This is a genomic window from Chitinimonas sp. BJB300, from assembly GCF_002735695.1.
GTDB lineage: Bacteria > Pseudomonadota > Gammaproteobacteria > Burkholderiales > Chitinimonadaceae > Chitinimonas.
In genome coordinates, this window is the sequence record NZ_PDZH01000032.1 from 1,214 (window position 1) to 27,327 (window position 26,114).

Sequence of the window (26,114 nt, forward strand, 5' to 3'; positions counted from 1 at the left end):
ATGGCGACGAAGAAGCGGTCCTTAGATGCGCTGGCATCCTCTCAAACAGCCTCCATATCGACACCCTCTGATACGACTCCTACAGGTCGTATCGCACTCATTGGCGGTGCATGCCGCTTCCCTGGTGCCGAAAACCTGCAAGCCTTAAGTGACTTATTGTTTGCTGGGCAAGAAGCGATAGGTGCAATCCCATTACTACGTCCCACCATTGCGACAGCGGACATCGAACGGGCAGGGTTGATTCAGGCGCCTGAATTATTCGACCCTCAATTTTTTGGCATTGCACAGCGCGAAGCCAATCATATGGACCCTCAGCAACGCCTGCTGATGGAGTTGGTGGTTGAAGCATTGGAATCAGCCGGTCTCCCGCGCCTATCACTCTCGGGTAGCAAAACGGGCGTCTATATCGGCGTGTCTACCTTTGACTACAGCCGTCTACAAATGACGCGGCGTGAGTCGGCCGACTTGTATTCAGGTACGGGTAATGCCTTCAGTATTTCGGCAAATCGTATTTCGTATTTTCTCAATCTGGCGGGGCCAAGCATGGCGGTTGATACCGCCTGTTCATCGTCGCTTACCGCAGTGCATATCGCAGTACGCGCCCTCCGTAGCGGTGAAATCGACCTCGCCATTGTCGGTGGCGTCAACTTATTGCTGTCGCCCGAACTGATGCAGGTCTTTGCCGGCGCAAAAATGCTGTCACCCGATGGCCGTTGCAAGACATTCGATGCAAAAGCAGATGGCTATGTTCGCGGCGAAGGTTGCGGTGTGGTCATTTTACGGCGCGCGGAAGACGCAACCACAGCGGGAGACCGCCAGCTGGCGCTGATTGCAGGCTCTGCGGTGAATCAGGATGGCCGTACGAACGGGCTCACAGCACCCAGTGGTCCGGCACAAGCATCGGTAATTCGCGCAGCACTGGCCGATGCCGGTTTGCTACCTGGCGATATCGATGCCATCGAACTGCACGGCACAGGCACACCCTTAGGCGACCCAATTGAAGCACAGGCTTTGGGGGAAGTCTTCGCAACACATCGCCAACATCCACTACGTGTTGGCTCAATCAAAACCAATATCGGCCATCTCGAAGCCGCGGCCGGCATTGCGGGGTTGATAAAGGCAGCCATTGCTCTGAACGCAGGACAACTGCCGCCGTCGTTGAATTTCCAGCACGCCAATCCAGAGATTGATCTTGATCAGCTGCGCCTTGAAGTAGCCATCAGCACTCAGCCATTGACTACAGTAGCACGCCCAGCGCGCATCGGCGTCAGCAGCTTCGGCTTTGGTGGCACCAATGCCCACGTTATTCTCGAATCTGCTCCACGAGTATCCCGTCCGCACGCGCCACAAGTTGCAGAACAATTCTGGCTGCTACCTTTGTCTGCCGCGTCTGCAACGGCGCTTACCGCACAAGCGGCGCAAATGCTCACGCATTTGCAGACGGTTGACCCTGCCGCCTTGCCCGATGTCATCTATACCGCGTCCTTACGGCGAGACCATATGGACCACCGGTTGGCAGCATTCGGCACCTTGCCAACGCTGATCGACGCACTGGCCTCCGCCAAAGCCGGTATCGACCACCCTGCCCTGCTGCGTGGAACCCGCCCTGCAACCGGACCTCGCCGCTTGGCGATGGTATGCGAGATGGCCGATGCTGAAATGCAGGTACGCCAATGGGGCATAGATGTAGCGGCTGTATTAGGGTCAGATGACGCTATCTCAGAACAGTTGAATGGACGCTGGGATTTATTGCTTCCGAGCGACGCCGTAATAGCTGCCCTGCCCGAACGGATACGCTGCGTGGTTTCAGCGACGGCAACGCCAGAACAAAGCCTCCAGGCCATGGGGGCGGCACTCTACGTGCTCGGACACACGCTTGACTGGCGTGCGGTGGCATTGTCAGGGTACGTGGTTGAATTACCCCTCTACCCCTGGCAGCGGCGTCGCTGTTGGTTTACCCAAGACGAACCTGCGCCAGCAACACGGCCCCGTCATGTACTCGTACTGTCTGCTGACGACCGTGAAACCCTACATAATCAAGCCAGCCAGCTACGCAAGCAGCTTGAACAACCGACAGCACCACCCGTTGCAGACCTTTGCCGACATGCCCCGTCGCGCGCCTTGAGGGGCAAGATCTGTGTCGCAGTGCCCGCCTCGACACGTGATGAGCTGCGTCTTGGATTATTGCCAACACAACTCGACGCTGCCATTGCCGCCAACCGGCCTGGGCGCGGGGTTGTGTTCTTAATCACAGGGCAAGGCAATACCGCGCCCGGAGCCGGGGCCGAACTATATCGCGACCACCCTGGTTTTCGGCAGGCGATAGACCGCTGCGCTGCCTTGCTTGAGGGCTTGGTTGATATCCCACTGACCACCCTGCTGTTTGATGCCGCCCTGAGTGGCCCATTGATGCAGCAAACGCGTTACGCCCAACCTGCCCAATTCGCCCTGGCGTGGTCCTTGGCTCAATTGTGGGCAGAGTGGGGGGTACAGCCCACGGCACTGATTGGCCACAGCCTGGGGGAATACGTCGCCGCAGTATTGGCTGGCATGGCGTCACTTGAGCAGGTTTTGCCCATGGTGGCGCGTCGTGGCGCATTGATGCAGGAAACCGCCAAACACGCCCGTATGCTGGTAGTCAAAGTGCCGGCTGAGACAGTTACGCCGCTAGTGACCGCAATGTCTACGCAGATAGCGCTGGCAGCCGATAACGGCCCATCACACTGCGTATTGGCCGGCGATGCTGCCGCAATAGACGCCATTGCCGCACAACTGGCAAGTCAAGGCATTCGCAGCCGGCGGCTTGAGGTCACGGCGGCTTTTCACTCGCCGTTGATGGAGCCCATTCTCGACAGGCTCTTCACATTAGCCGATGCCATCGATTGGCAAGCGCCCAAGCTGCCGCTGGTTTCCAACCTGACAGGCCGTCTTTTTGACAATGCGCCCAATGGCCGTTACTGGGTCAATCACGCGCGCCATACCGTGCTTTACCGCCAAGGTATCGCCACGTTGCTGGCGAATGGCCATCGCTTGTTCGTTGAACTGGGTCCACAAGCAGCGTTGGTGAATCTGGGGCCAAACCAGCCTGGCGGTAGCGATGCGACTTGGCTCAGTACGCTCGACGGCCCCGGCCGCGACTGGATCAGCGTACTCGATAGCCTCGCCAGTCTTTACCAGTTAGGAATCGATATCGACTGGACCGCTTTCGACCAGCCTTACTCATCTAGTACATCAATCAGCGGTACCGCCCCCGCCTCTGCCCCACGCCAGGAAGCCGCCATGCCCCATTGCACCACCATGCCGGCCCCGTCTGCCGACATGCTTGAAACCCAGATAAAAACTATTCGCGCCGACGTCGTCAACCAGATCGCCCGAGCGCTGGGGGAATCGGCCAGCAACCTGCCAACAGAGCGCCCCTTTATCGAAATGGGTGCTGATTCGGTGATGATGGCCGAAGCGATGCGCAGCATCCAGGCGAGCTACGGTGTGAAAATCAGCGCGCGGCAACTACTGAATGACCTCAACACCATTGATGCGCTGAGCCTTCATTTGGCACAGCATGCGATAGCGGCTGCCGAACCAGCTAGTACAGCACCACCACAGCAGACCGCGCTATCGGCTGCCAGCACCGCCTTACCCGGCAACACGCCAATGGCACTGGCCGACCTCTTTCAGAAACAGTTGCAACTGGTACAACAGGTTATCAACAGTCAACTGGCTGCGCTCGGTACCACTCAGACAGACAAGCCGGCGGTGCCTGCGCATGCCAGTAGGGTAACGCTCCCCTTAGTAACCACGGTTGCAGCCTCCCCTCCCCGAGCCGCAGCCAGTGCCAAGCAACAGGCCCACCTTGCAGCCTTTACCGAATCGTATGTGGCCCGTACTTCCACCTCCAAGCGGCTGGCTGATGAGCGCCGACTGCGGTTGGCCGATGTGCGCGCTTCTGCCGGATTCCGTCCCTCACTCAAAGAAATCATCTACCCCATCAGCGGCGAGCGTGCCGCCGGTGCAAACCTGTGGGATGTGGATGGCAACCAATACGTTGACTTGTCGATGGATTTCGGCGTCAACCTGTTTGGCCATGGCGCACCGTTTCTGACCGATGCTATTAAACGCCAGGCTGATCTTGGCCTGGCACTGGGCACTCGCTCGCCGCTCGCTGCCGATGTCGCGCAGATGCTATGCGAGATGACCGGCATGGACCGTGTGCTGTTTTGCCAGTCCGGCAGTGAATCGGTTATGACCGCACTACGGCTGGCCCGACTGGTGCGGGAACGCGCCAAAGTAGCGGTATTCCGCAAGTCTTACCACGGCCACTTTGATGGGGTGCTGGGCGACCGTGCTCTGGTAGGTGAATGGGCCGAGCCGGTCACGCCCGGCATCCTGCCGAATTTTGTGTCTGATCTTCTGGTACTCGATTACGACAGCGATGCCGCACTCAATGCAATCGAAGCCCATGCCGACACACTGGCAGCAGTACTGGTTGAACCAGTCCAAAGCCGGGCGCTGGACGTGCAGCCACGTGAATTTCTGCTACGCCTGCGCGAACTGACGGCACGCCACGGCATTTTGCTGATCTTTGATGAAATGATTACCGGCTTCCGATCTGCGCCCGGTGGCGCTCAACAAGTGTTCGGTGTCGAAGCGGACCTGGTCACCTATGGCAAGACGCTGGGCGGCGGCGTCCCCATGGCAGCCCTGGCTGCACGGGGCCGCCTGCTCGACGGAATTGATGGCGGCGTCTGGCGCTTTGGAGACAATTCGGCACCCGACGCCAGCACCACCTTCTTTGCCGGCACCTTCAACAACCACCCACTGGGCTTTGCCTTATCCCACGCGGTGCTGAGCGAGCTAAAACTGCGCGGGCCGGCATTCCAGGACAACCTCAATGCGCGCACTGAAAACCTGACTGACCGACTCAACGCCCGCTTTGCCGCAGAAGCTGTCCCGCTGTCGATGATCCGCTTTGGTTCGGTCTTCCGTTTCAAGCATGCCGGCAACCTGGATCTGTTCTACTACCACCTGCTGCATCGTGGCCTGTTTGTGTGGGAAGGCCGTAACTGCTTTCTGTGCGATGCCCACGGTGACACCGAGATCGACGCCATCGTCGAAGGCGTCATGGATTCGGTCGCCGCATTACGTGATGGCGACTATCTGCCCGCCAAAACCAGCACCATCCCCAAACCCGCCTTCGACACCAGCAGCAATATGCTGCCGCTGTCAGATACCCAACGGCAAATCTGCCTCGCAGCCTTGCTCAACCCGGCTGCGGCGGATGCCTATTGCGAGACAGTAGCGTTTGAATTGAACGGTGTCATCCATGCCGCCACGATCGAACGTGCACTTGTCCAGCTCACATTGCGCCACGAAGCGCTACGCACCACGATTGATGCTGAAACGGGCATGCAAACCGTGTTATCTACCCTCAAGACACCGCTTCGCTACGCCGAAATGGCCGAGGTAGAACCCTGGCTGCAACACTTCGTTGCCGAGCCATTCGAATTGACCGGAACGGGCCCACTACAGGCCGGGCTGTTAAAATTGGCTGAGGACCGCCATGTCCTGGCGCTCCGGGCCCATCACGCCTTGATTGACGGCTGGTCGTTGGCTTTGATCGTCGACGAACTGGGCACCCTGTGCGACAGCACAATCAGTGCCGCCCTACCCGCCGCACAACCATTCCGCCATCAACTTGAAAGGTTGCGGAACGCTCAGGATGCGACGGCTGAAACCTTCTGGCGTGAGCGTACGGCTGATGCGCCTGCTCCGCTGCTGTTCACGCCGCCCCCTGCCAATACAGGCATCACCCGGCAAGTCGGGCGTTGGGAAGGCGAACGGGTAAGGCTGTCGGTGCCCCCCGAACTGGCTATCGCGCTGACGGGCCTAGCTGTCCAGCAGAAAACCACCTTGTTTACCGCTGCACTGGGCCTGACGCTCTCCTTCTTCCACAGCCTGTGTGATCGTGACGATGTTCTGATCGGCATACCTACCCATGGCCGGCTGGATGGCTTGGAGTGCATGGTAGGTCAAGCCGTGCAAATCATGCCGATGCGGTCGCGTTTGCAACGCGGCACCCCGTTTCATCAATTGCTCGACTGGCTAGGCGACGAGTTGGAGGCGATGTCAGCCTACCAGACCTATCCACTGGCCCGCATCCTCGAGCCTGTACTGGCTGGCGGCGACGACCGCCCAGGTTCGCTAACTGTCACCTTCAATCTCGACCGTATTCGTCAGTCGTCCTTCGCTGGCATGCCGACCACGCTGCTCGACGCACCAGTCAAGGCGGTGAAGTTTGACCTCGCCATCAACCTGTTGCAATCCGACGCCGGCTGGCTGCTCGACCTCGACTACCAGCATCAACGCCACCAACGAGACGATATTGTGCAGCTTGGCAAATGGTGGATGGATTGGGCGGCACGTATTGCGGCTACACCTAGCGCCGTGTTGGACGAGCGCAGTGCGTTGCCGCCAGCCGAGCTTGCCAAGCTGCTACATGATTTCGATGGCCCAAAGCTGGATCTTGACGCTGTCCTGACGGTACCGGCGCAAGTCGCACGCATGGCGGCCAATTACCCCGACCGTATTGCGGCAACAGCCGATGGCAAGCGAATCGACTACCGCACGCTTGATCTTGCCGCCCGCGCTATAGCAGGGAATCTGATCAGCCTGGGCGCAGGCCCAGAAAAGATTGTCGCGGTGATGCTGCCGCGCTCGCTGGAACTCGTTGTCACGGTGCTGGGCATTTTCTACGCCGGCGGGGCCTACATGCCACTCGACCCGAGCGAACCCGCGTTGCGACGCGATGAAATCTTCGCCGAAACACAACCCATCGCGCTGGTCACAACCAGCGACATCATGGCCCGCATGGCAGTCGCTTGCCCGGTCCTGATCATCGAAACACCGGAAGTACTGGCTTCCCTACCCGAAGCGCAAACCGAACCCGTTGAGGTCAACTTTACGCAGCTTGCGTATGTGATCTACACCTCCGGTTCGACCAGCAAACCCAAAGGGGTGCAGTGCACCCATGGCAGTCTGGCCAATCTACTGGCCTGGACCCAGCAGCGCTTTCCGCTTGAAAAGGACGACGCGGTACTGCTGAAAGCGCCGTATACCTTCGATATTTCGCTATGGGAACTATGCTGGCCCCTGGCTGCCGGCGCCCGGCTGGTGGTAGTGGCGCCCGATGGACATCGCGATCCGACCTACTTGGTTGGCTTGATCAATGTGGAGCGCGTCACTGTCGCCCAATTTGTACCAGCCATGCTAGAGGCTTTTATTGCCGAGCCGGAAGCTGCACAGTGCCATTCGCTGCGTTATGTGTTTGCCGGTGGCGAAGCGTTGCATACCAGCTTATGCGAGGCTTTCTTCCAGCGAGGCCTGTCAACTGAGCTGCACAACTTATATGGGCCGACCGAAACCTGCATCATGGTGACGCATTGCCAATGCCTGCCTGGCGATAACGGGCCGGTGCCCATTGGTTATCCCATCGCTAACACCGTCCTCCGTATTGTCGATAGCCAATGCCGGCCTGTGGCGGTTGGTATGGAAGGCGAACTCCTTATCGGCGGCAGTGCGCTGGCGCGTGGTTACCTTAACCGACCGGAGCAGAACGCCCAGTCCTTTGTGGACGACCCATTTGCCAGTGGAGAACGCCTCTATCGTTCAGGCGATAGGGCACGCTGGCGGGCAGACGGTGCGGTGGAATATCTGGGCCGCATCGATGGCCAGGTGAAGCTGCGCGGTTTGCGGATTGAAGTAGGCGCAATCGAGCACGTACTTCGGCTACACCCGGCAGTGCAGGAAGCCGTGGTGGACCTGCGCGGCGACAGCGTGGTCAGCCAGCAACTGATTGCATGGCTGGTGCCTCGGCCGGGTCACGCCGCATCCGACGCCATCCTGCGCGACTGGCTATTGGCACATTTGCCGGCCTATATGGTGCCTACCCAGTTTATGACGATCGCGACGCTGCCCATCAGCCGGCATGGCAAGGTTGATCGCAGCGCACTCATCGAGTCGGACTTCATCGCCGACACCATCGCAACACAACCACCCCGTACACCCATCGAAGCCGAACTGCTGGCCTACGTCCACGAGACCTTGAAAATCGCCATCAGCGGTGTCGACGAAAACTTCTTCTCCGCTGGGGGGCAATCGCTTGCCGCTGCGCAGTTGATTACCTGGGTGCAACAGCACTGGTCGGTACGACTGGCGCTCAAAGCCTTCTTTGAGAACGCAACGCTGGCACAGCTCGGCGCGCTCATTGAGGCAGCAGAACACGATGACACCAACTCGGCCGCCAATAGCGGCTTGAGATCGCGAAACCGTCAACGAGTGAAACGTGAGCAGCTGACGAACGACATGATGGTTGAAGGAGCTGCAAAATGAGCACGCAAGAACTGGGTATCGTTGCAAGCGCCGTCGACGCTGCAAACAGTGAGGTCTTTCTATGCAACACGTCTGCGGCGCAGCAAAGGCTCTGGCTGGTTTGTGAACTGGAACCAGATAACACCAATTACACCATCGCCGGCACCCTGCACCTCACCGGGCAGCTACAGCCCGACCTATTGCAGTTGGCACTCAATGACTGCTTGGCCCGACACGAAAGCCTGCGCACCGGTTTTGTTGAGATGGACGGCAACCCGATGCAGGCAATTGAACCGAGCGTAACGCTGGTGCTGGATGTCATCGACTTGGGCGACATGCCAACCGTAGATAAGCTGGCACATGCCCATCAAGCCGCCGAAGCGTTGGCGCATCAACCGTTCAACCTGTCCCAACCGCCACTCCTGCGAGTAGCGTTGTTCAAACTGGGTCAGGACAACTGGCTGCTGGCGCTGGCGATTCATCACATCATCTGCGACGGCCCCTCATTGGGCCTGCTGATGACCGACCTGGCGCAGGCCTACAGCCATCGCATCGACCCTCGCCAACCTAGGCTGGATGACCTGGAGTTACAGTTTGCCGACTTTGCCGAGTGGCAGTTGGAACAACTTGCTAAACCCGAAACAGAAACCTTGCTGGCCGCTTGGGAAACTCAACTGGTCGGCGTGCCCGACCTCGACTTGCCAACCGACTACCAACGCCCTTCCCTACGCGCAGCCAAGGGAGCCCGTCACTACTTTGACTTGCCGCCAACTACGCATCGCGCGGCAGGGGAAGTAGGACGTGAATTGGGTGCGACACCGTTTACAGTGTTATTGGCAGCCTGGGGCATGACACTGGCCAGTTGGTCGGCGCAGGATGACTTTGCTATTGGCACCCCGGTCAGCGCCCGCAACGACCCCGCCCTGGCAGGCATCGTCGGTTTGTTCGCCGAAACGGCGGCACTGCGTTTCCGCGTAGTGGGCAACCCCACCGTGGGTGACACACTGCAAGCGGTGCGCGATGTCTGGCGTGATTCATTGGCCTATGCCGGCGCACCGTTCGACCGCTTGGTCCAACGCTTAAAACGGCCGCACGACCGTAGCCGTACGCCGCTGATTCAGACCCTGTTCTCGCTAAACACTGCTGAGACCGCCATCGATATGGCCGGCCTGACTGTTCTGCCCTCACCGCTGCGCAGTGGTGAAGCCAAGGCCGACCTGGTGTTGGAAGTGACTGACAGCGCGCAGGGTTATACCGCCACCCTCGACTATGACAGCGCGTTGTTCCACCCCGACACCATCGCCTGGGTTGCCGAGCGCTTTGGTGAGATGTTGACTGCCGCGACAGGCGAACAAACGCAATCGCTACGGGCCTTGTTTGCTGGCAGGTCACCCCTACACGCCCAGGCGCAGGCGCGTCTAGCAAACGACATCGAAAAGTCACGTTTGTTATCTGACCTTAACAATACCCGACAAGACCTGCCGGTAGAACAATTGCTGCATCGCCTGCTGGAAATACAGGTAGCAAGCACTCCCCATGCACCGGCGTTCCAATACAAAAGTGAAACACTCACTTTCGACGCGCTCAACAGTCGCGCCAACCAACTCGCGCATTATCTCCGCAGCCTTGGCGTACAGCCTGATCAACGGGTGGCGTTATGTTGTGAGCGTGGTATTTCACAGGTAGTTGGTCTATGGGCCATCCTCAAGGCGGGTGGCGCTTATGTGCCGCTGGACCCAACTTACCCGGCCGAGCGGCTGACTTACATGCTTAGCGACAGCGCCGCCGTCGCACTATTAACCGAAGCCACTATCCTGCCCCGATTCAATCTGGGCACGCTACCATCGCTGTGTTTGGATGCACCGGCGTCAACTGCTTTATTGGCGACGCAGTCGGACCACAACCTCGACCCGGCTGATGTGGGCTTACATGCGAGCCATCTAGCCTATGTTATCTACACCTCCGGCTCAACCGGCCAGCCCAAGGGAGTGATGGTCGAGCATCGTTCGGTCACGAACTTGTGGGTAGGGCTAAAGCCGCTTCTGGCTGGCTTGCCGCCGCAGGCGAAAGTCGGGCTGAACGCATCGATTTCATTCGACGCATCCCTGCAATCCTTGCTGCAACTGCTGTCAGGCCACTGCCTGGTGCAGATACCACAAGCGCTACGTGCAGATGGTGCCGCGCTGTTGGATTTTCTTACCACGCATCAAATCCATGCATTCGACTGTACCCCAGGGGTCATGGATTTGCTTCTAGCCGCCGGCTTTGCATCCACATCGCCTTATCGGCCTGAGTGTGTGCTAGTGGGGGGCGAGTCCATCTCGCCGTATAGCTGGCGTACGCTACGTAATGTGGTAGGCACCCGTATCCATAATGTTTACGGCCCCACTGAATGCACAGTAGATGCCACCAGTTGTACGTTGCACGAAGCAGGGGATACGCCGGTAATTGGCCGCCCACTTGCCAATACACAGATTTATATCCTCGACGCCCAGTCACAGTTGTTGTCGCCGGGTGAGGTTGGTGAAATCCATATTGGCGGCGCAGGTGTCGCTCGCGGGTATTTGAACCGCCCAGAACTGACAGCAGCGAAATTTATTGTTGACCCGTTCGCAACCAACGCTACAGCGCGGCTGTACCGTAGTGGTGACTTGGGTCGTTGGTTGCCCGATGGCTCGCTCGAATATCTCGGCCGCAGTGATAAGCAGGTCAAGTTACGTGGACAGCGAATCGAATTGGGCGAGATCGAACGCAATCTATGCCGTTGCACAGGTGTCCGCGATGCGGTCGTCCTAGCACGTGAGGACATCGCTGGCGACAAACGTCTGGTGGCCTATTTGCTGGCTAAGTCCGGCACAACGTTGTCAGCAACGGTATTGCGTAACGAGTTGACGACAATGCTGACTGACACCATGGTGCCCAGTGCTTTTGTCTGTCTTGATGCCTTTCCGATGACGTCAAATGGCAAGCTGGATTGGCGCGCATTGCCGCCGCCCAACCTAGACGCATTCGCGATGCACACCTTTGAAGCGCCGCAGAATGAAGTCGAGCAACGCATTGCTGAACTCTGGCAAACCTTGCTAGGCGTACCGCAGGTAGGCCGTCAGGATGACTTCTTTGCCTTAGGCGGCCACTCGCTGCTGGCAACCCGGGTTGCCTCGCGGCTGGGCAAGCATTTTGGTATTCGCCTGCCAATGTCCACCTTGTTTGACCACCCGGTACTGGCGGCATTGGGAGCGCACATCGATACCGTTGTGGCTGCAGCGAATATACCTCCCCGCGTTGCCAAAGCTACCGCACCCATTGCAGCGCAGACATTGCCTGCTTTCACTGCCACCTCACCCATACCCCTATCAGCCTCACAGCTCGGGTTGTGGTTTATCCAGCAACTCGACCCAAGCAGCACGGCATATGTGTTGTCGGGGGCGCTCCGTATCCGGGGGCCGCTCAAGCGCAGCGTGCTATCGAACACGTTGGACTTATTGCAACGACGGCACCAAGTGTTGCGAACAGCATTTTATGAGATCGAAGGCATCGCACAGCAACGTGTCATTGAACCGATAGGCATCCCTCTGCCTGTTGTGGACCTTCGGCAGGTTGATACCGCACGGCAGGAGGCCGAGCTGCGCAGCTGTATCGATAGCGAAGCATGCCAGCCATTCGACCTCACGCAAGCACCGCTATTACGTGCCAAGCTGCTTGTGTTGGGGTCCGATCACCATGTACTCAGTCTTACGCTGCACCACATCATCGCGGATGGCTGGTCGTTCGGCATTCTTTGGCGCGAGCTGGTGCATATCTACACGGCATTGCGCACAAACAGCGCACCGGAATTTGAGCCTGCCTTGCAGTATGCGGCATTTGCTCACGCCGAAACCGTACAGCGCGACGAAGGTGCCAACACAGCCGACCAAACCTATTGGGTAGGTGCACTGGCCGACTTGCCTGTGCTGGCATTGCCTACCGATTACCCACGTCCATCGCAGTCAGCTAACCCTGCCGGCCATCTTCGCTTTGATATCCCAGCCTCTCTATGTGCACAGATAGACCAACTGGCGCGCAGCGTGGGCGCCAGCCGCTTCATGGTCATGATGGCAGCCTTCCAAGTGCTGCTAGCGCGTTGGAGCAATCAGCGTGATTTTGCGGTGGGTGTACCGGTATCAGGCCGTGATGTACTTGAAACACATGATGTCGTTGGCTGTTTTGTCAATACGGTGGTTATCCGGGCCGAACTCGACGGTGAACCGGATTTCCGTACCCTGCTTGAGCGGGTCAAAGCGCGTTGCCTGAATGCCTTTGCCCATCAGACGATGCCTTTCAAGCGGCTGGTGGACACGCTTCGGCCAGCCCATGACTTGAGTCGGCATCCGCTGTTCCAAGTGCTGTTCAACTACCAGCACACCGATTTCCACCAGCACAACTGGGATGGCCTCCAAGTCGAAACGCTGGTAGTGGAAAGCAACACGGCGCAGTTCGATCTCGGCCTTTACGCCGAAGAAAATCCAGACGGTCTTAGCGCCCAGCTGGTCTACCGTAGCGACCTTTTCAAGGCCGGGACAGCGGAGCGCATGGCGGCAGCTTTCCTGCGGCTACTTGGAGACGCCGGAACACCGGAATGCTCACTCTTTCGTACCTCCTTGCTGCGTGACTTGGACAGGGAAATGCTGGCAGCCTGGAACAACACCACCGTTGATTTTGGGCCAGCAACGACCATTGATGCACTGATTGCCGCCCAAGTAGCGCGTACACCACTCCATTGCGCCGTGGAAGCCGAAGATGGTCGGCTTACCTTTACCGAACTTCTGGCGCGCGCCGATGCGCTGGCAGCCCAGTTGATGCAACACGGCGCGGGCCCTGGCCGTATTGTGGCGGTGCACCTGCAACGCGGTGTGGACTTGCCGGTGGCCTTGGTGGCCGTACTGCGTTCAGGCGCAGCCTATCTGCCGCTTGATCCAGACCTGCCTAACGAACGGCTCGCTTTTATGGTCGAGGATGCTGCACCGGTCGCCATCATCGCGCATGCCGACACCACCAGCTGGCTGACGACAACCTTGCCGGTACTCACACCTGTTGTTGCCATCAGCCCATTGACAGCGCCAATGCCAGTGCGCAATCCCCAGAATGTCGCCTACGTCATCTACACCTCCGGTTCTACCGGTAGGCCCAAGGGTGTAATGGTGCCGCATGCAGGGGCTGTCAACCGTCTGCTTTGGATGCAATCCGCCTTTCCGCAAGATAGCCACAGCAAAATATTGCAAAAAACCAGCGCAAGTTTCGACGTTTCAGTCTGGGAATTCTTCTGGCCGCTGATCAGTGGCGCAACCCTGGTCATGGCCCGTCCTGGCGGCCAACGTGACCCCGACTATCTTTGCGAACTGATAGAGCGTGCCGGCATCACCACCCTGCACTTCGTACCATCGATGCTGGACATGTTCCTTGCAGATGCCAAGCCCTCCCGCTGCGCCTCGCTGCGGCATGTCTTCACCAGTGGCGAAGCGCTGTCGCCTGAACTACGCGATCGCTTCTTCGATCGTGGCTTCAATGCCCAGTTGGTCAACCTCTATGGCCCAACCGAAGCCTCGGTGGAAGTCACCTGTTCGTATTGCAACCTGATAGAACGTGGTCAGCCACAACCGATCGGCCATCCCATCGCCAACTGCCGCATCCATGTCGTTGACGAGTTGGGTCAGGAAGTCCCCATCGGCGTACCAGGCGAAATTTGCATTGCCGGCGTGCAGGTTGCACAAGGCTATCTGAACCGCCCTGAACTCAGCGCCGAGCGCTTTGTGGCCGACACCTTCAACCCACAAGCGGGCGCACTGCTTTATCGCACCGGTGATACCGGTCGATGGCGAGACGATGGCGAGATCGAATACATCGGCCGCCGTGATAATCAGATCAAACTACGCGGCCACCGGATTGAGCTCGGTGAAATCGAATCTGCCCTGCGCCAACACCCTCAAATACGAGAAGCCGTTGTTCTGGTTCAAGGGGCGCAGGCGGAAACACGACGCTTGGTGGCGTTTTTACTGATCGAAACCGATGCGACGGTGGATATCGCCGAGCTACGCCGGCAACTGGCAACATGCCTGCCGGAAGCCATGGTGCCCTCGGTGTTCCAACCTTGCGCTCATTTCCCACTTACCAGCAGTGGTAAGACCGATCGACGTGCGCTACTGGGCCATTTACCACAGAACGCCGGCCAGGCAAGCAGTGCATCTTCAAATGATGTCGAGCGGCAAATCGCCGCCATATGGTGTGAAGTACTCGAAATACCCTCAATCGATACACACAGCAACTTCTTCGAAGTCGGTGGCAACTCGCTATTGTTGATGCGTGTGCAAGCACGCATCAAGCAGCTGTTCGACCCAGCACCACGGCTGATCGATCTGTTCCGATTCCCCACCGTGGCGACATTGGCAACACACATCGAACAAGCCAATACATCGCAATCCAACCAGGCCAGTGCTGCTGCACACCAGGAAGACAGCGAGAAAGACACGGCCATCGCCATCATCGGCATGTCTGGCCGCTTCCCAGGCGCGGCCGATGTGGAAACACTCTGGCGTAACCTGCTCGCCAGCCAAACCGGCATCAGTGAAATCAGCCGCGAGACATCGCTGGAAGATGGCGCGGACCCTGCCCTGCTAGACCACACAGGCTATGTGCCTTATGCCGGCACGCTTGAGGGGATCGACCAGTTTGACGAACGCCTCTTCAATTACAGCCCCGCCGATGCCGCCCTCATCGACCCGCAAGGCCGGCTGTTCCTGGAATGCGCGTGGGAAGCGTTGGAAACGGCAGGTATCGACCCTGCCCGTACTTCAGGTCCAATCGGCGTCTACGCAGGCGGCTCCATCAGCTCCTATGTATTGTCGGCCCTGCGTGGCCCAGCGGTGGCGGATACCGAGCTATTCCGTGTCCTATTTGCCAACGATAAGGACTACCTCGCCAGCCGCGTCGCCTACAAACTTGGCCTACATGGCCCCGCAGTCGGCGTCCAAACCGCTTGTTCTACCTCCATGGTGGCGGTCGCCCTAGCGGTACGCGCCTTGCAAAGCAATGAATGCGACGTGGTACTGGCAGGCGGGTCATCCATATCGATACCGCACAACGTGGGATATTTGTATGAGGAAGGCTCGATCATGTCGCCTGACGGCCATTGCCGCGCTTTTAGTCACGATGCAGCGGGGACAGTGCCCGGTAACGGCGTCGGCGTGGTGGTGCTCAAGCGCTTGTCGCAGGCCCTCGCCGATGGCGACCCGATTCGCGCCGTCATCCGCGGCATGGCCATCAACAACGATGGGGCCGACAAGGTAGGGTTCTCTGCGCCCTCAATTGGCGGCCAGGAAGCCGTATTACAAACCGCGCTGCGCAAAGCGGGCATAACTGCGACCGATATCGGCTACGTCGAAACCCATGGCACCGGCACGCGGCTTGGTGACGAGGTGGAACTGACCGCGCTGACAGGTGCTTTCAGTACAGCAGACGAGGGTCAACGCTGCCTGATCGGCTCGCTCAAATCCAGTATTGGCCACCTTGATGCAGCGGCAGGCATTGCAGGGTTGATCAAGACAGCGCTGATCGTCGAACGCGGTCTGATTCCCGCCAGCCTGAACGTGGCACAACCCAATGCCTTGTTATGCCAGGAACCCAAACGCTTTCAGGTTGTCACCGAAACCACCGCCTGGCCTGACAATGGCCAACCACGCCGGGCAGGGGTCAGTGCCTTTGGCATTGGCGGCACCAATGCGCACTGTATTGTCGAGCAACCACCCACCCTGAACGAAGCAACCGCAGAGAAACGCCCGCAGCTATTGCTACTATCGGCCAACGATGCCGCAGCGCTGGAACGCTACCGACACAAGCTTGCCGATGCACTATCCAGCGACGATGTGGACTTGGCCGCCATCGCCTGGACCTTGCAAAGTGGACGCCGCGAGTTGTCCTGGCGGCTTGCTATCGTGGCGAAAGAACCCGCCGAGGCCAAGCACGTATTACTGGCAGCCCCCCTGCCCTCGTTGGCAACCTCAAGCCGCCGCCCCCGGCTGTATTTTGCTTTCCCCGGTCAGGGCAGCCAGCGTGCCGGTATGGGCAGTGCGCTCTATGCCAATGAACCCATTTTCCGCCAGGTGGTGGATACATGCCTCGCTGCACTGCCAGCCGAGTTGGCGAACTATGTGCGGACGAGCACCTTCGCCAAGCCAGGCGATGCCGACCAAGAAGCACTACTGGCGCGCACCGATATCGCCCAGCCCGCGCTATTCATCCTTGAATATGCACTGGCCCAGTTATTGACCAGTTGGGATATCCACCCCACCGGCCTGGTTGGCCACAGCCTGGGCGAAATCACGGCGGCAGCGGTCGCCGGCATGTTATCGCCAGCCGAGGCGTTACGCCTTGTAGTGCTGCGTGGCAGGCTGATGCACGAGAGCGCCAAGGGTGCGATGCTACAGGTCGAAACAGCTGCCGCTACGCTGGCTGCACTGCTGCCAGAGACCCTCGCCATTGCGGCGCTCAACGCCCCGGAGCTGACCGTGGTAACAGGCACTGTGGCGGAAGTGGAGCAATTCACCATCACGCTGGACCAGCACGGCATCGTCTGGCAACGCCTGCGTAGCAACTATGCGTTCCACTCACCATTGATGGAACCGGCCGCTGCGCAACTGCGTCCCCTGTTGGCCACCTTATCGCTGCAAACGCCCAAGCTGCCGATCTTATCCAACCTGAGTGGCGACTGGATGAGCGAGTCCGAAGCGCTCGACGCCGGGCGTTGGGCCCGTCAACTCTGTGCACCCGTGCAGTTTGCGCCAGCCATTGCACAACTCGACCAAGCCGATACCTTAGTGCTGGAAGTCGGGCCGGGCACCACCCTGGCGGGGTTTGCCCGCTTTGCCGGTATACCAGCCTTGTCCATGCTGGGCCGTATCGGCCATGAAGCCAGCGACACAGCTTGGCTGGCTACACTGGGCAAGCTATGGCAGGCGGGATTGACCCCCAAGTGGCAAGCACTGCACCACGTCCATCCGCCGCGGCGCATCGTACTGCCCACTTATCCGTTTGCGCGTAACCGCCATTGGTTGGCAGCGCCAGCCGGCCAGCCGAAGCACACAGCCAGTCTACCCACACTAGCCATGCTCGACTGGCGTTATGCCGAGCCGGCTTTACCACATACCGGTCTGCACGTAGCCCTGTATGGCGAAACGGGTAGCACACTAGATGGCCTGACTACACAACTGGCCGCAGCCGGTGCCACTGTGCTGGATTGGGATGGCCTGCTGACGCCCCCCGCCGCCGATCGATTAATTGTCTTAAACCCGGCTTTCGACCCGTTGCTGATTCTGGCCAAGCGGCTGGCAGGCCAGCATCGGGGTAAGTTGCTGGTAGTTACCACCAACGCCCAGGAAGCCGACGCAGACACGGATGCTGAAGCCGCACGGGTAGCGGCGGCAGTGCCATCGATTGGGCAAGAACTGCCCGAACTACAACTGCGCCAGATCGATCTTTCCGGGCCTATCAACCGCCGCCAATTGATTGCGTTGGCCGCCGAGTGTCTTACTGATGGCCCTGCCAGCGTTGTACTGCGTGATGGGCGCCGTCGTCTGCCTACTATCGAGTCACTGACCCTGACCGATGCCGCCTCACCCTGGCAGGAGGGTGACGTCACGCTGATAACTGGCGCTTTTGGCAATGTGGGCATGGCCTTCGCCCACCATTTGGCAGCTCAGCCTCGGTCGCGCTTGGTTTTACTGGGCCGTCATGCACCGACGCAGGACGACCCACGCCTGCAGTCACTGCGCGCGCTCGGAGCCAAAGTGTTAGTGCTCGCGGGCGATATTTGTATCGATGGCGTAGCAAGCAGTACTGTCCGCGCGGCCTTACAGCACTTTGGCCGCCTCGACTGCGTGGTCCATGCCGCAGGTATTGCTGGCGAGATGGCGCACCAGCCTGTGCTCGAATACGACCCCGAAACTTGCGCACGAATACAGGTTGCCAAACTGAGCGGCACGGTACAGCTCGCCGCGGCACTCAATGGCGTCGCGGTACGCCATGTGCTGCTGTGTTCATCCATTTCAACGGTGTTGGGCGGGTTGGGTTTTGCCGCCTATGCGGCTGGCAACCGCTGGATGGAGGTATTCGCCGAACAACAGGCACGTGACAGCGGCGTGCAATGGCTGGCATTGGCTTACGATGGCTGGCATTTCGACGGCCAGCCATCGACGCAACATGCTTTATCGGCAACAACCGCCATTGCGCTCTCAATGCAAGCCATGGCTGCGGGCTTAAGCGGCCGGGTGCTGGTCTCAGCCGGCGAATTGCCAACACGCCTTGCCCGTTGGTGCGCCTACGCCAACGACGCTACCGATGCCCTCCCAGAGCAACATCCTATTATCTCGGGTTATGACGACCCATTGGAAGCCATGGTCGCCCAGGCAATCGCAGACACACTGGCGCTGGCCGCCATCGGGCCGAACGACGACTTCTTCTCCTTGGGCGGCGACAGCCTGGTGGCGACCCGTGTCATTGCCCGCCTGCGTGGTGCTACCAGCCTGCCCTTGTCGGTGGGGCTGGTGCTGCAGGCACCAACAGTACGATTGCTGGCTGCTGCGATTCGCGCCATGCAAGGCTCGCCCACCCCGGACGCTGACGAAAATACTGATGAATACGAGGAGGGAACGCTATGAGCGACAACGCCATCCGCTTGCTGGCGGAACTCAACAGCATCGGTATTGCCATCTGGGCCGAAGAAGGTCAGCTGCGTTTCCGTTCTCCCAAGGGCCGGCTTACCGACGCGCTCAAGGCGGAACTGGCACAGCACCGTAGCGAACTATTAGCGCTATTAGGCCGTGCCAGCACCATTGACTCAGAGATCGAACGTCGGCAAGGGCCACCCGATGCCCCAGCTCCATTATCGATTCAGCAACGCGCTGTCTGGATGGCCGAGCAGCAAGGCGGCGGGGCAGCCTTTCTGATCCCTGGCGCGTTGCGTATCCGTGGCCTACTCCAACCCGATGCATTGCGCCAGGCCTTGCAGACACTGGTGGACCGGCATGAAGCCTTTCGCACCGCCATACGGCTGGTCGATGACACGCCCATGCAGTTCGTACTGCCTGCGGTGCAATTTCAGTTGCCGCGACTTGACTTGTCCCGGCTGGACCCAACAGCGCAGGAGGCCGAGCTAGCGCGACTACTGGCGGAAGAATCACGCCAGCCGTTCGACCTCACCCAAGCCCCATTGTTGAGGGCCACCCTGATCGAATGCGCTGCTGATTCGCATGTGTTGTTGCTGACACCACATCATATTGTGGCCGATGGCTGGAGCATCGACATCATGGTGCGTGAACTCAGCCAGTTCTACCGACCCGATGGGAAGGCCATTGCCAGCACACACACGAACCTGCCACTAGGCTATGCAGACTTTGCCGTCTGGCAAAGAGACCGCAGCAAACGAGGAGAAGACCGCGCCGACCTCGATTATTGGCGCAGCACACTGGCCCAACTGCCTCCACCGCTGGATTTACCCACCAAGCAAACTGCCGCGGCCAGTGATGATGACTTTGCCGGCGCTTCATTACAGGCAACCCTGCCCGCCGCCACGGCACAGGGCTTACGCCACATCGCCGCCCAAGCTGGCACTACCTTGTTCAGTGCCCTGGCTGCGTTGTTTGGCACCCTGTTGTATCGCTATACCGGTCAATCCGATCTGCTGCTGGGCACCGCCAATGCCGGCCGAAGCCGGGTTGAACTGGAAGAAGTAATCGGCCTGTTCGCCGGGCGTTTGCCGCTACGGCTTGACCTGGAGGGCGAGCCGAGCTTCCAGGCACTGGTTGGCCGGGTAGCCCATTCAACCGCCAGTGCGCTATCACACGCCGAGGTGCCGGCAGAGCGCATCCTTGCCGAAGCGGTGGCGCTCGAAGCCCGTGAGTCGTTGTTCCAAGTGATGATTGCTTTGCAAAATACTGTTCGGAGCAACTTGCGCTTCGCCGACCTGGAGGTAGAGGCGCTGCCTATCGCCAGCGATACCGCCAAGTTCGCGCTTTTCCTGGCGATCGACGAAGTCGGTGATGCGCTCACGCTGGGTCTGGAATACGCAACCGCCCGTTTTGATGCACCACGCATGCAGGCACTGCTCGACCATTTGCTGTACTTGGCCGATGCAGCCGTAGCCTCACCCGACACGCCCATATCCCGCCTCGCATTGCTGACCCCGACCGAGCGTGCAGCCTTGCTGGCGGCGCAACCTGCGTCCTGTATTGAATTCGCCGAAACGCTGCCACAGCGTCTGCACCGTATTGCTCTGGCAGAACCTGACCGGCCTGCTCTGCTTGCGCCACTGCACTGGGGTGATGCCGAAACCGTATCGTGCAGTTATGGCCAGCTATGGTCAAGGGCCGAGACCATAGCCACCGCCTTGCACAACATCGGCATGCAGCAAGGTGACGTGATTGCCCTCGCGGGTGAACGTTCAATGGGTTTTATCGAAGGTATGTTGGGCATTCTGGCAGCGGGCGGCAGCTATCTGCCCATTACGCCAGATCTCCCCGCAGCCCGTATCGCTGAGATGTGCGAAGACAGTGGCGCCAGCATCATGCTGGCAAGTGACAAAGCCGGCATGGCCTTGGCGACTCATTTCCGCATGGCCATCGACCTGACCGGCCTCACGGCTGACCAGACAAGCCAGCCGCCGCGCCTGGTACAGACCGTACCGACACAAACAGCGTACGTCATGTTTACCTCGGGGTCGACAGGCCAGCCTAAGGGCGTGCAAGTCAGCCATGCCAATGTGTTGCACTTCGTTGCTGGCCTGCCGCCTTGCAGTGGTGAAAACCAGCCGGTCTACCTGCACTTTGCCCCCAGTGAATTCGATGCCTCGGTGATGGAAATCTGGGGTGCGCTATTAACCGGCGCACAACTGGTGATTGCCCCTCCCGGTCTGCCTGGGCTCGATGCATTGGCCGATCTAATCGAAAGGCATACTGTCAGCGTCAGCTTTCTGTCTGCCGGCCTCTTTTCCGCATTAAGCAAAGTCCGTCCAAAAACCTTGGCCAGTCTCGATATCCTCATATCGGGGGGGGACCGAGTTTCGGTATCCGCTGCCTACGACGTATTGGCAGTAGGAAACCGTGTACGGCTCTACAACGGATACGGCCCCACTGAAACCACGGTATTCGCCACATTGCACCCAATCGGGAAGCAGGATGTGGCCGAACATGCCGGCGCTTTGCCCATTGGTAAAGCCTACGGCAGCAGCCGGCTTTACGTACTCGACACCCAGGGTGAATTGACGCCGACCGGCGTGATTGGCGAGCTGTATATCGGTGGCGGCAATGTCGGGATTGGCTATATCAATCGCCCCGACCTGACCGAGACACGTTTTCTGCCCGATCCCTTTGTGAACACCCCCACTGCGCGTATGTACCGCACAGGCGACCTCGTACGTTGGCGTGACGACGGCGTGCTGGAATTCCTGGGCCGCGCCGACCGCCAGGTGAAGATTCGCGGCTTCCGCATCGAGCTGGGCGAGATTGAAGCATATCTCGGTACGCATCCGGCCATAGCCGAGGTAGCAGTGGACGCCCGCGAGACGCCCAGCGGGTTGCGCCTCGTAGCCTATATCGTGCCTGAGGCAAGCGTAGAAGCGCTCGATACGGCCGGCATGCAAAACTTCCTGCTGGCGTGGTTGCCTAAGCACATGGTTCCAACCGCCCTGGTTTGCCTCGACGCATTACCGCAAACCCGCAACGGCAAACTGGACCGCAACGCGCTCCCTGCACCCCACTACGACGCAGAAACAACCAGCCATACGCCACCGACAGGCATGCAGTCTCAGGCGTTGGCTGCCATCTGGCAGACTGTGTTGCAGCACGATCAGGTCGCCATGGAGGATAACTTCTATGAGCTGGGTGGCGATTCGATCATGGCCATGCAGGTGTCAATGCGACTGGCGCGCCAAGGGTGGGCGCTACGGCCGCAGGACATGCTCAAGTATCCAACCTTGCAAGCACAGAGCCAGCTGATGCAACGCCAGACAGCCAACATTGTCAGGCGGACAGACAATGCACCACTACCCGTCACGCCAATCCAGGCGTGGTTTTTCTCGCTGGCGCTGGCCAATCCCCATCACTGGAACCAAGCGGTACGGCTGGCGGTAAAGCCCGACGCCCTGCCGCAACTCGATCGGGCCATTGCGGCATTGGAAGCTGCCCACGACGCACTGCGTCTGCGCTTTTTCCAGACCAACCACGGCTGGCAGTTGATGGTGGCCACCGTTACGGCATCACCACTACGCCGCCTTCACGCGGTGGATGAACCCGCTGCACTGGCGTTGATCGACACCGCGCAGCGCAGCCTCAATCTCACAACCGGGCCCGTATGGTGCGCGTTGCTGATTGAAGGGCCGCACGACGATTGCCCCCATCTGGTGTTGATTGCCCATCATCTGGTGGTCGATGGTGTTTCGTGGCGCGTGCTGATGGAAGACCTGGCGCTAGCGATCACCGGCGAACCGATTCCACCCGCCGCACTGGGTTTTGCCGACTGGGCCAGCTATTTGGCGGCGCAGCCTGCCGCTTCACCACCAGCAGCCTCCGTTACGGTGCTGCCTCCCATCGCCCGGCCCAACGGCAGCAATCTCGAATCAGAAACCTGCGTTGTGTCGAGGGTGCTATCGGCCAACGCCACTGCCGCCTTGCTAGGCCCCGCCAACCATGCATATCGCACCGAGCCAACCGAACTCTTGCTGACCGGGCTCATGCTTGGCCTGCAACGCGCCATAGGCCAGCCCAGCCTGACTGTGGCTTTGGAGCGGCATGGCCGCGATACAGAGGATGCCGATCTTTCCGGCACCGTTGGCTGGTTCACCGCCATTGTTCCTGTACAGCTTGAACTGGCAACCGCCCCGTCACTAGAAACCGCCGTACTGACGCTCAAGCAGTTGATCCGCAGTGCACCGCGTGTGATGTCGCAAACCACCGGTGAAAGCCCAGCCGTGGCGTTCAATTACCTTGGGCGCTTTGACAACATTGTCGCTGCCGGCGGGCCTTTCCGGCCGGTAACGGCGGGCTGCGGCGATTCAACCGACCCAGCCGGCAAACGGCCCTACCCGCTCGAAATCGTCGCGGTGGTGGACGACAACACACTGCGCATCGACTTTCGCTATAGCGAGGGCCAACTCAAATCCGTCACCGTCAACGCCTGGGCCGAGGCAAGCTGGCATGCCCTGCACGAGCTGCTGAACCATCTGGCCGAACCAGGACTGGCCGGGCGTGCACCTTGCGACTTCCCACTGGCGGGTATTACCGAGCAATCAACGCTCGACCAGCTCTTGAACGAACATGACCTGCGTGCAGATGAGATCGCCGACCTGCTACCTGTAACGCCACAGCAGCGCGGTATGTGGCTAGAGAGCATGGCGCATGCCGGCTCTGGCATGCATGTGGAGCAATTCGTTGTTACCTTCGATGGCAGTTTTGACCGCGAAGCGCTGATGCAAGCGTGGTCTCGGCTGCTTGCGCGCCACGAAACACTGCGCAGTGGTTTTATCTGGCGACAGGATGACGACCCCTTATGCGTGGTGTTCGAGGCAGTCGACCCCACTTGGCAGCATCTGGATTGGCGCGGGCAAGCCGAACAGAACGTCTCGGCTTGGCTAGCGCAAGACCAGCTGACGGGGTTCGACGGTATAAAGCCACCGCTGCGGTTCGCGACCCTAAGGTTATCGGACGAGCGCTGGCTGTTCGTCTGGACCTACCACCACGCGCTTTTAGATGGCTGGAGCGTCGCTCATCTGCTTAACGAAGCGATATCCCCCCAATCGCCGACCACACCACCGACCCACGCCCGCGACCATGTCCGTTGGCTGGCCCAGCGTGATCGCATCAAGGCTGCCGCGTTCTGGCAAACTGAACTGGCCGGAGCGACGGTACCGACCCCCTGTGGCAAGCGTGATGACAGCCTGCCGCCCGGCGATGGCTATACCGACCATTGCCGGCGTGTTCCAGCAGAAGTGATACAACAACTCACCCTGTTAGCACGTCACCGGCAGATGACGCCGGCCGCTTTGGCCCAGGGCTTGTGGGGACTGGTGTTGGCCTGGGCTTCTGCCCAGCGTGACGTGGTGTTCGCTCGTACCGTATCGGGCCGACCAGGCGAACTGGTGGGTAGCGAACAATGGGTTGGTCTGTTTATTAACAGCCTGCCCTTGCGCTTGCGGCTACCCAACACGGGCCCTGCTTGGTCGTGGCTGGCGGAAGCCAACGTCCGCGCCGCCGCCCAGTCCGCGTTTGAATGGTGTACGGGTGGCGACATCCATGGTTGGTCCGGACTGCCACCGAGCCATTCACTCAGCGACACCCTGCTGATCTTCGAAAACTACCCAAATACACCACAGCCAAACCAGGAGGAAGCCGCCAGCATCGTTGCTGTCGCTGGCCACGGCGCACGTACGCACTTCCCCATCACATTGTTGATCGTGCCGGATGAAGGCTGGCGTTGTGAACTCATCTGCAATACGGCCTATATGCCAGCTAGCGAAGGCCAGCAACTGCTCGATGCTTTCACCCAACTGGCAACCGCCCTGATGGACGAATACATCGACCTTGCCAACGTGTTAGCCGGTTTACCCGTGCAGACCCCACGCCTATGCCGCCTACCCGAGCGGCAACATGTTTTGCCCCGCAGTCCGCTTGAGCGTGAACTGGTAAAGCTTTGGCAGTCCTTGCTAGCCAGCACTGAAATCAGCATCCATGACGATTTTTTCACACTGGGCGGCCATTCACTGCTAGTGCTGGATCTGATGAATCGCCTGCGCGCCCGCTTCAAGCGTAGCGTGCCCTTCACCGCCTTCTTACGCACACCGACCATCGCCGGCTTGGCCAGCTTGCTGGAAGGAAAGACGAACAGCGCCGGTGTTTCCTTGCTGCAGTTGGCTGACCAGGGCATACCGCTCTACCTGTTGCCCGGGGCCAGCGGCAACCCTATGGCCTACCAGGCGTTAGCCCGTTCACTATCAGGGCGCTATGCCCTTATTGGCGCGCAAACAGAACACGATCCGGCGCAGCCCGCCAGCATCGAAACCATGGCGGCCGAACTGGTCCGCGCCATTGGATTGCAACAACCAGAAGGGCCGCTGCATCTGGCCGGCCATTCATTCGGGGCCATCGTGGCATTTGAAGCAGCACGCCAATTCAGCGCGGCCGGTCGACATGTCGCGGGGCTGGTGTTGATTGATACCGCAGTGCCCGATGGCGGCAAGGCATTTGCTCATTACGACGAATGCGATTGGATCGTCTCGATTGCCGAGGCCGCGGGTGACTATTTTGGCCACCCGGTGCATATCGAGCGCGCCGAGCTGACACCGCTCGCCAGCCCGGCAAGGCGACAATTGATGCTGACACGGTTGCAAACGGCCGGTGCATTGGCCGCCAGTGCATCGGTCGAGGTAATCGACAGCTTGTTGTTGAGCTACCGGCAAAGTATCGCCGCACTGGCCGACTACAAACCCGGATATTGGTTGGGGTCAATAGGTGTGGTCTACGCGCAAGCCACGCCACAGTCTAGCGACCCAAGCCTGGGTTGGTCGGCGCACTGTGCACGGGTGGCAACGACGCTGGCGACCTCGGGCGACCATATCACCATGGTCACTCAGCCCCACGCTGCAATGCTTGCCGACCGCCTCGTCCAGGCTATCGACGCCTGCCTGCACACTGGAACTACCGGAACATGATTACCCCTCCCTCTTCTACCCAGCC

3 protein-coding genes are annotated in these 26,114 nt (G+C 59.6%); all 3 read left to right on the forward strand.

All coding sequences use genetic code 11. The annotated features are described in order from the left end of the window. The 3 genes from CSQ89_RS07505 to CSQ89_RS07515 are packed head-to-tail and all read left to right on the forward strand — an operon-like array spanning position 1 to position 26,089. Positions 1-8,385 (forward strand): hybrid non-ribosomal peptide synthetase/type I polyketide synthase, encoded by an 8,385-nt coding sequence (locus CSQ89_RS07505; protein WP_099405553.1) that lies wholly within the window; start codon positions 1-3, stop codon positions 8,383-8,385. Then, entirely contained in the window at positions 8,382-19,049 is a 10,668-nt protein-coding gene (locus CSQ89_RS07510; RefSeq protein ID WP_099405554.1) for a hybrid non-ribosomal peptide synthetase/type I polyketide synthase, read from the forward strand. Before CSQ89_RS07505 ends, CSQ89_RS07510 begins: the two co-directional genes overlap by 4 nt. Beyond that, on the forward strand, positions 19,046-26,089 hold the full coding sequence (locus tag CSQ89_RS07515) for a non-ribosomal peptide synthetase (RefSeq protein ID WP_099405555.1): 7,044 nt from the start codon (positions 19,046-19,048) through the stop codon (positions 26,087-26,089). The genes CSQ89_RS07510 and CSQ89_RS07515 overlap by 4 nt, the downstream gene beginning before the upstream one ends. Positions 26,090-26,114: the final 25 nt, after the last annotated feature.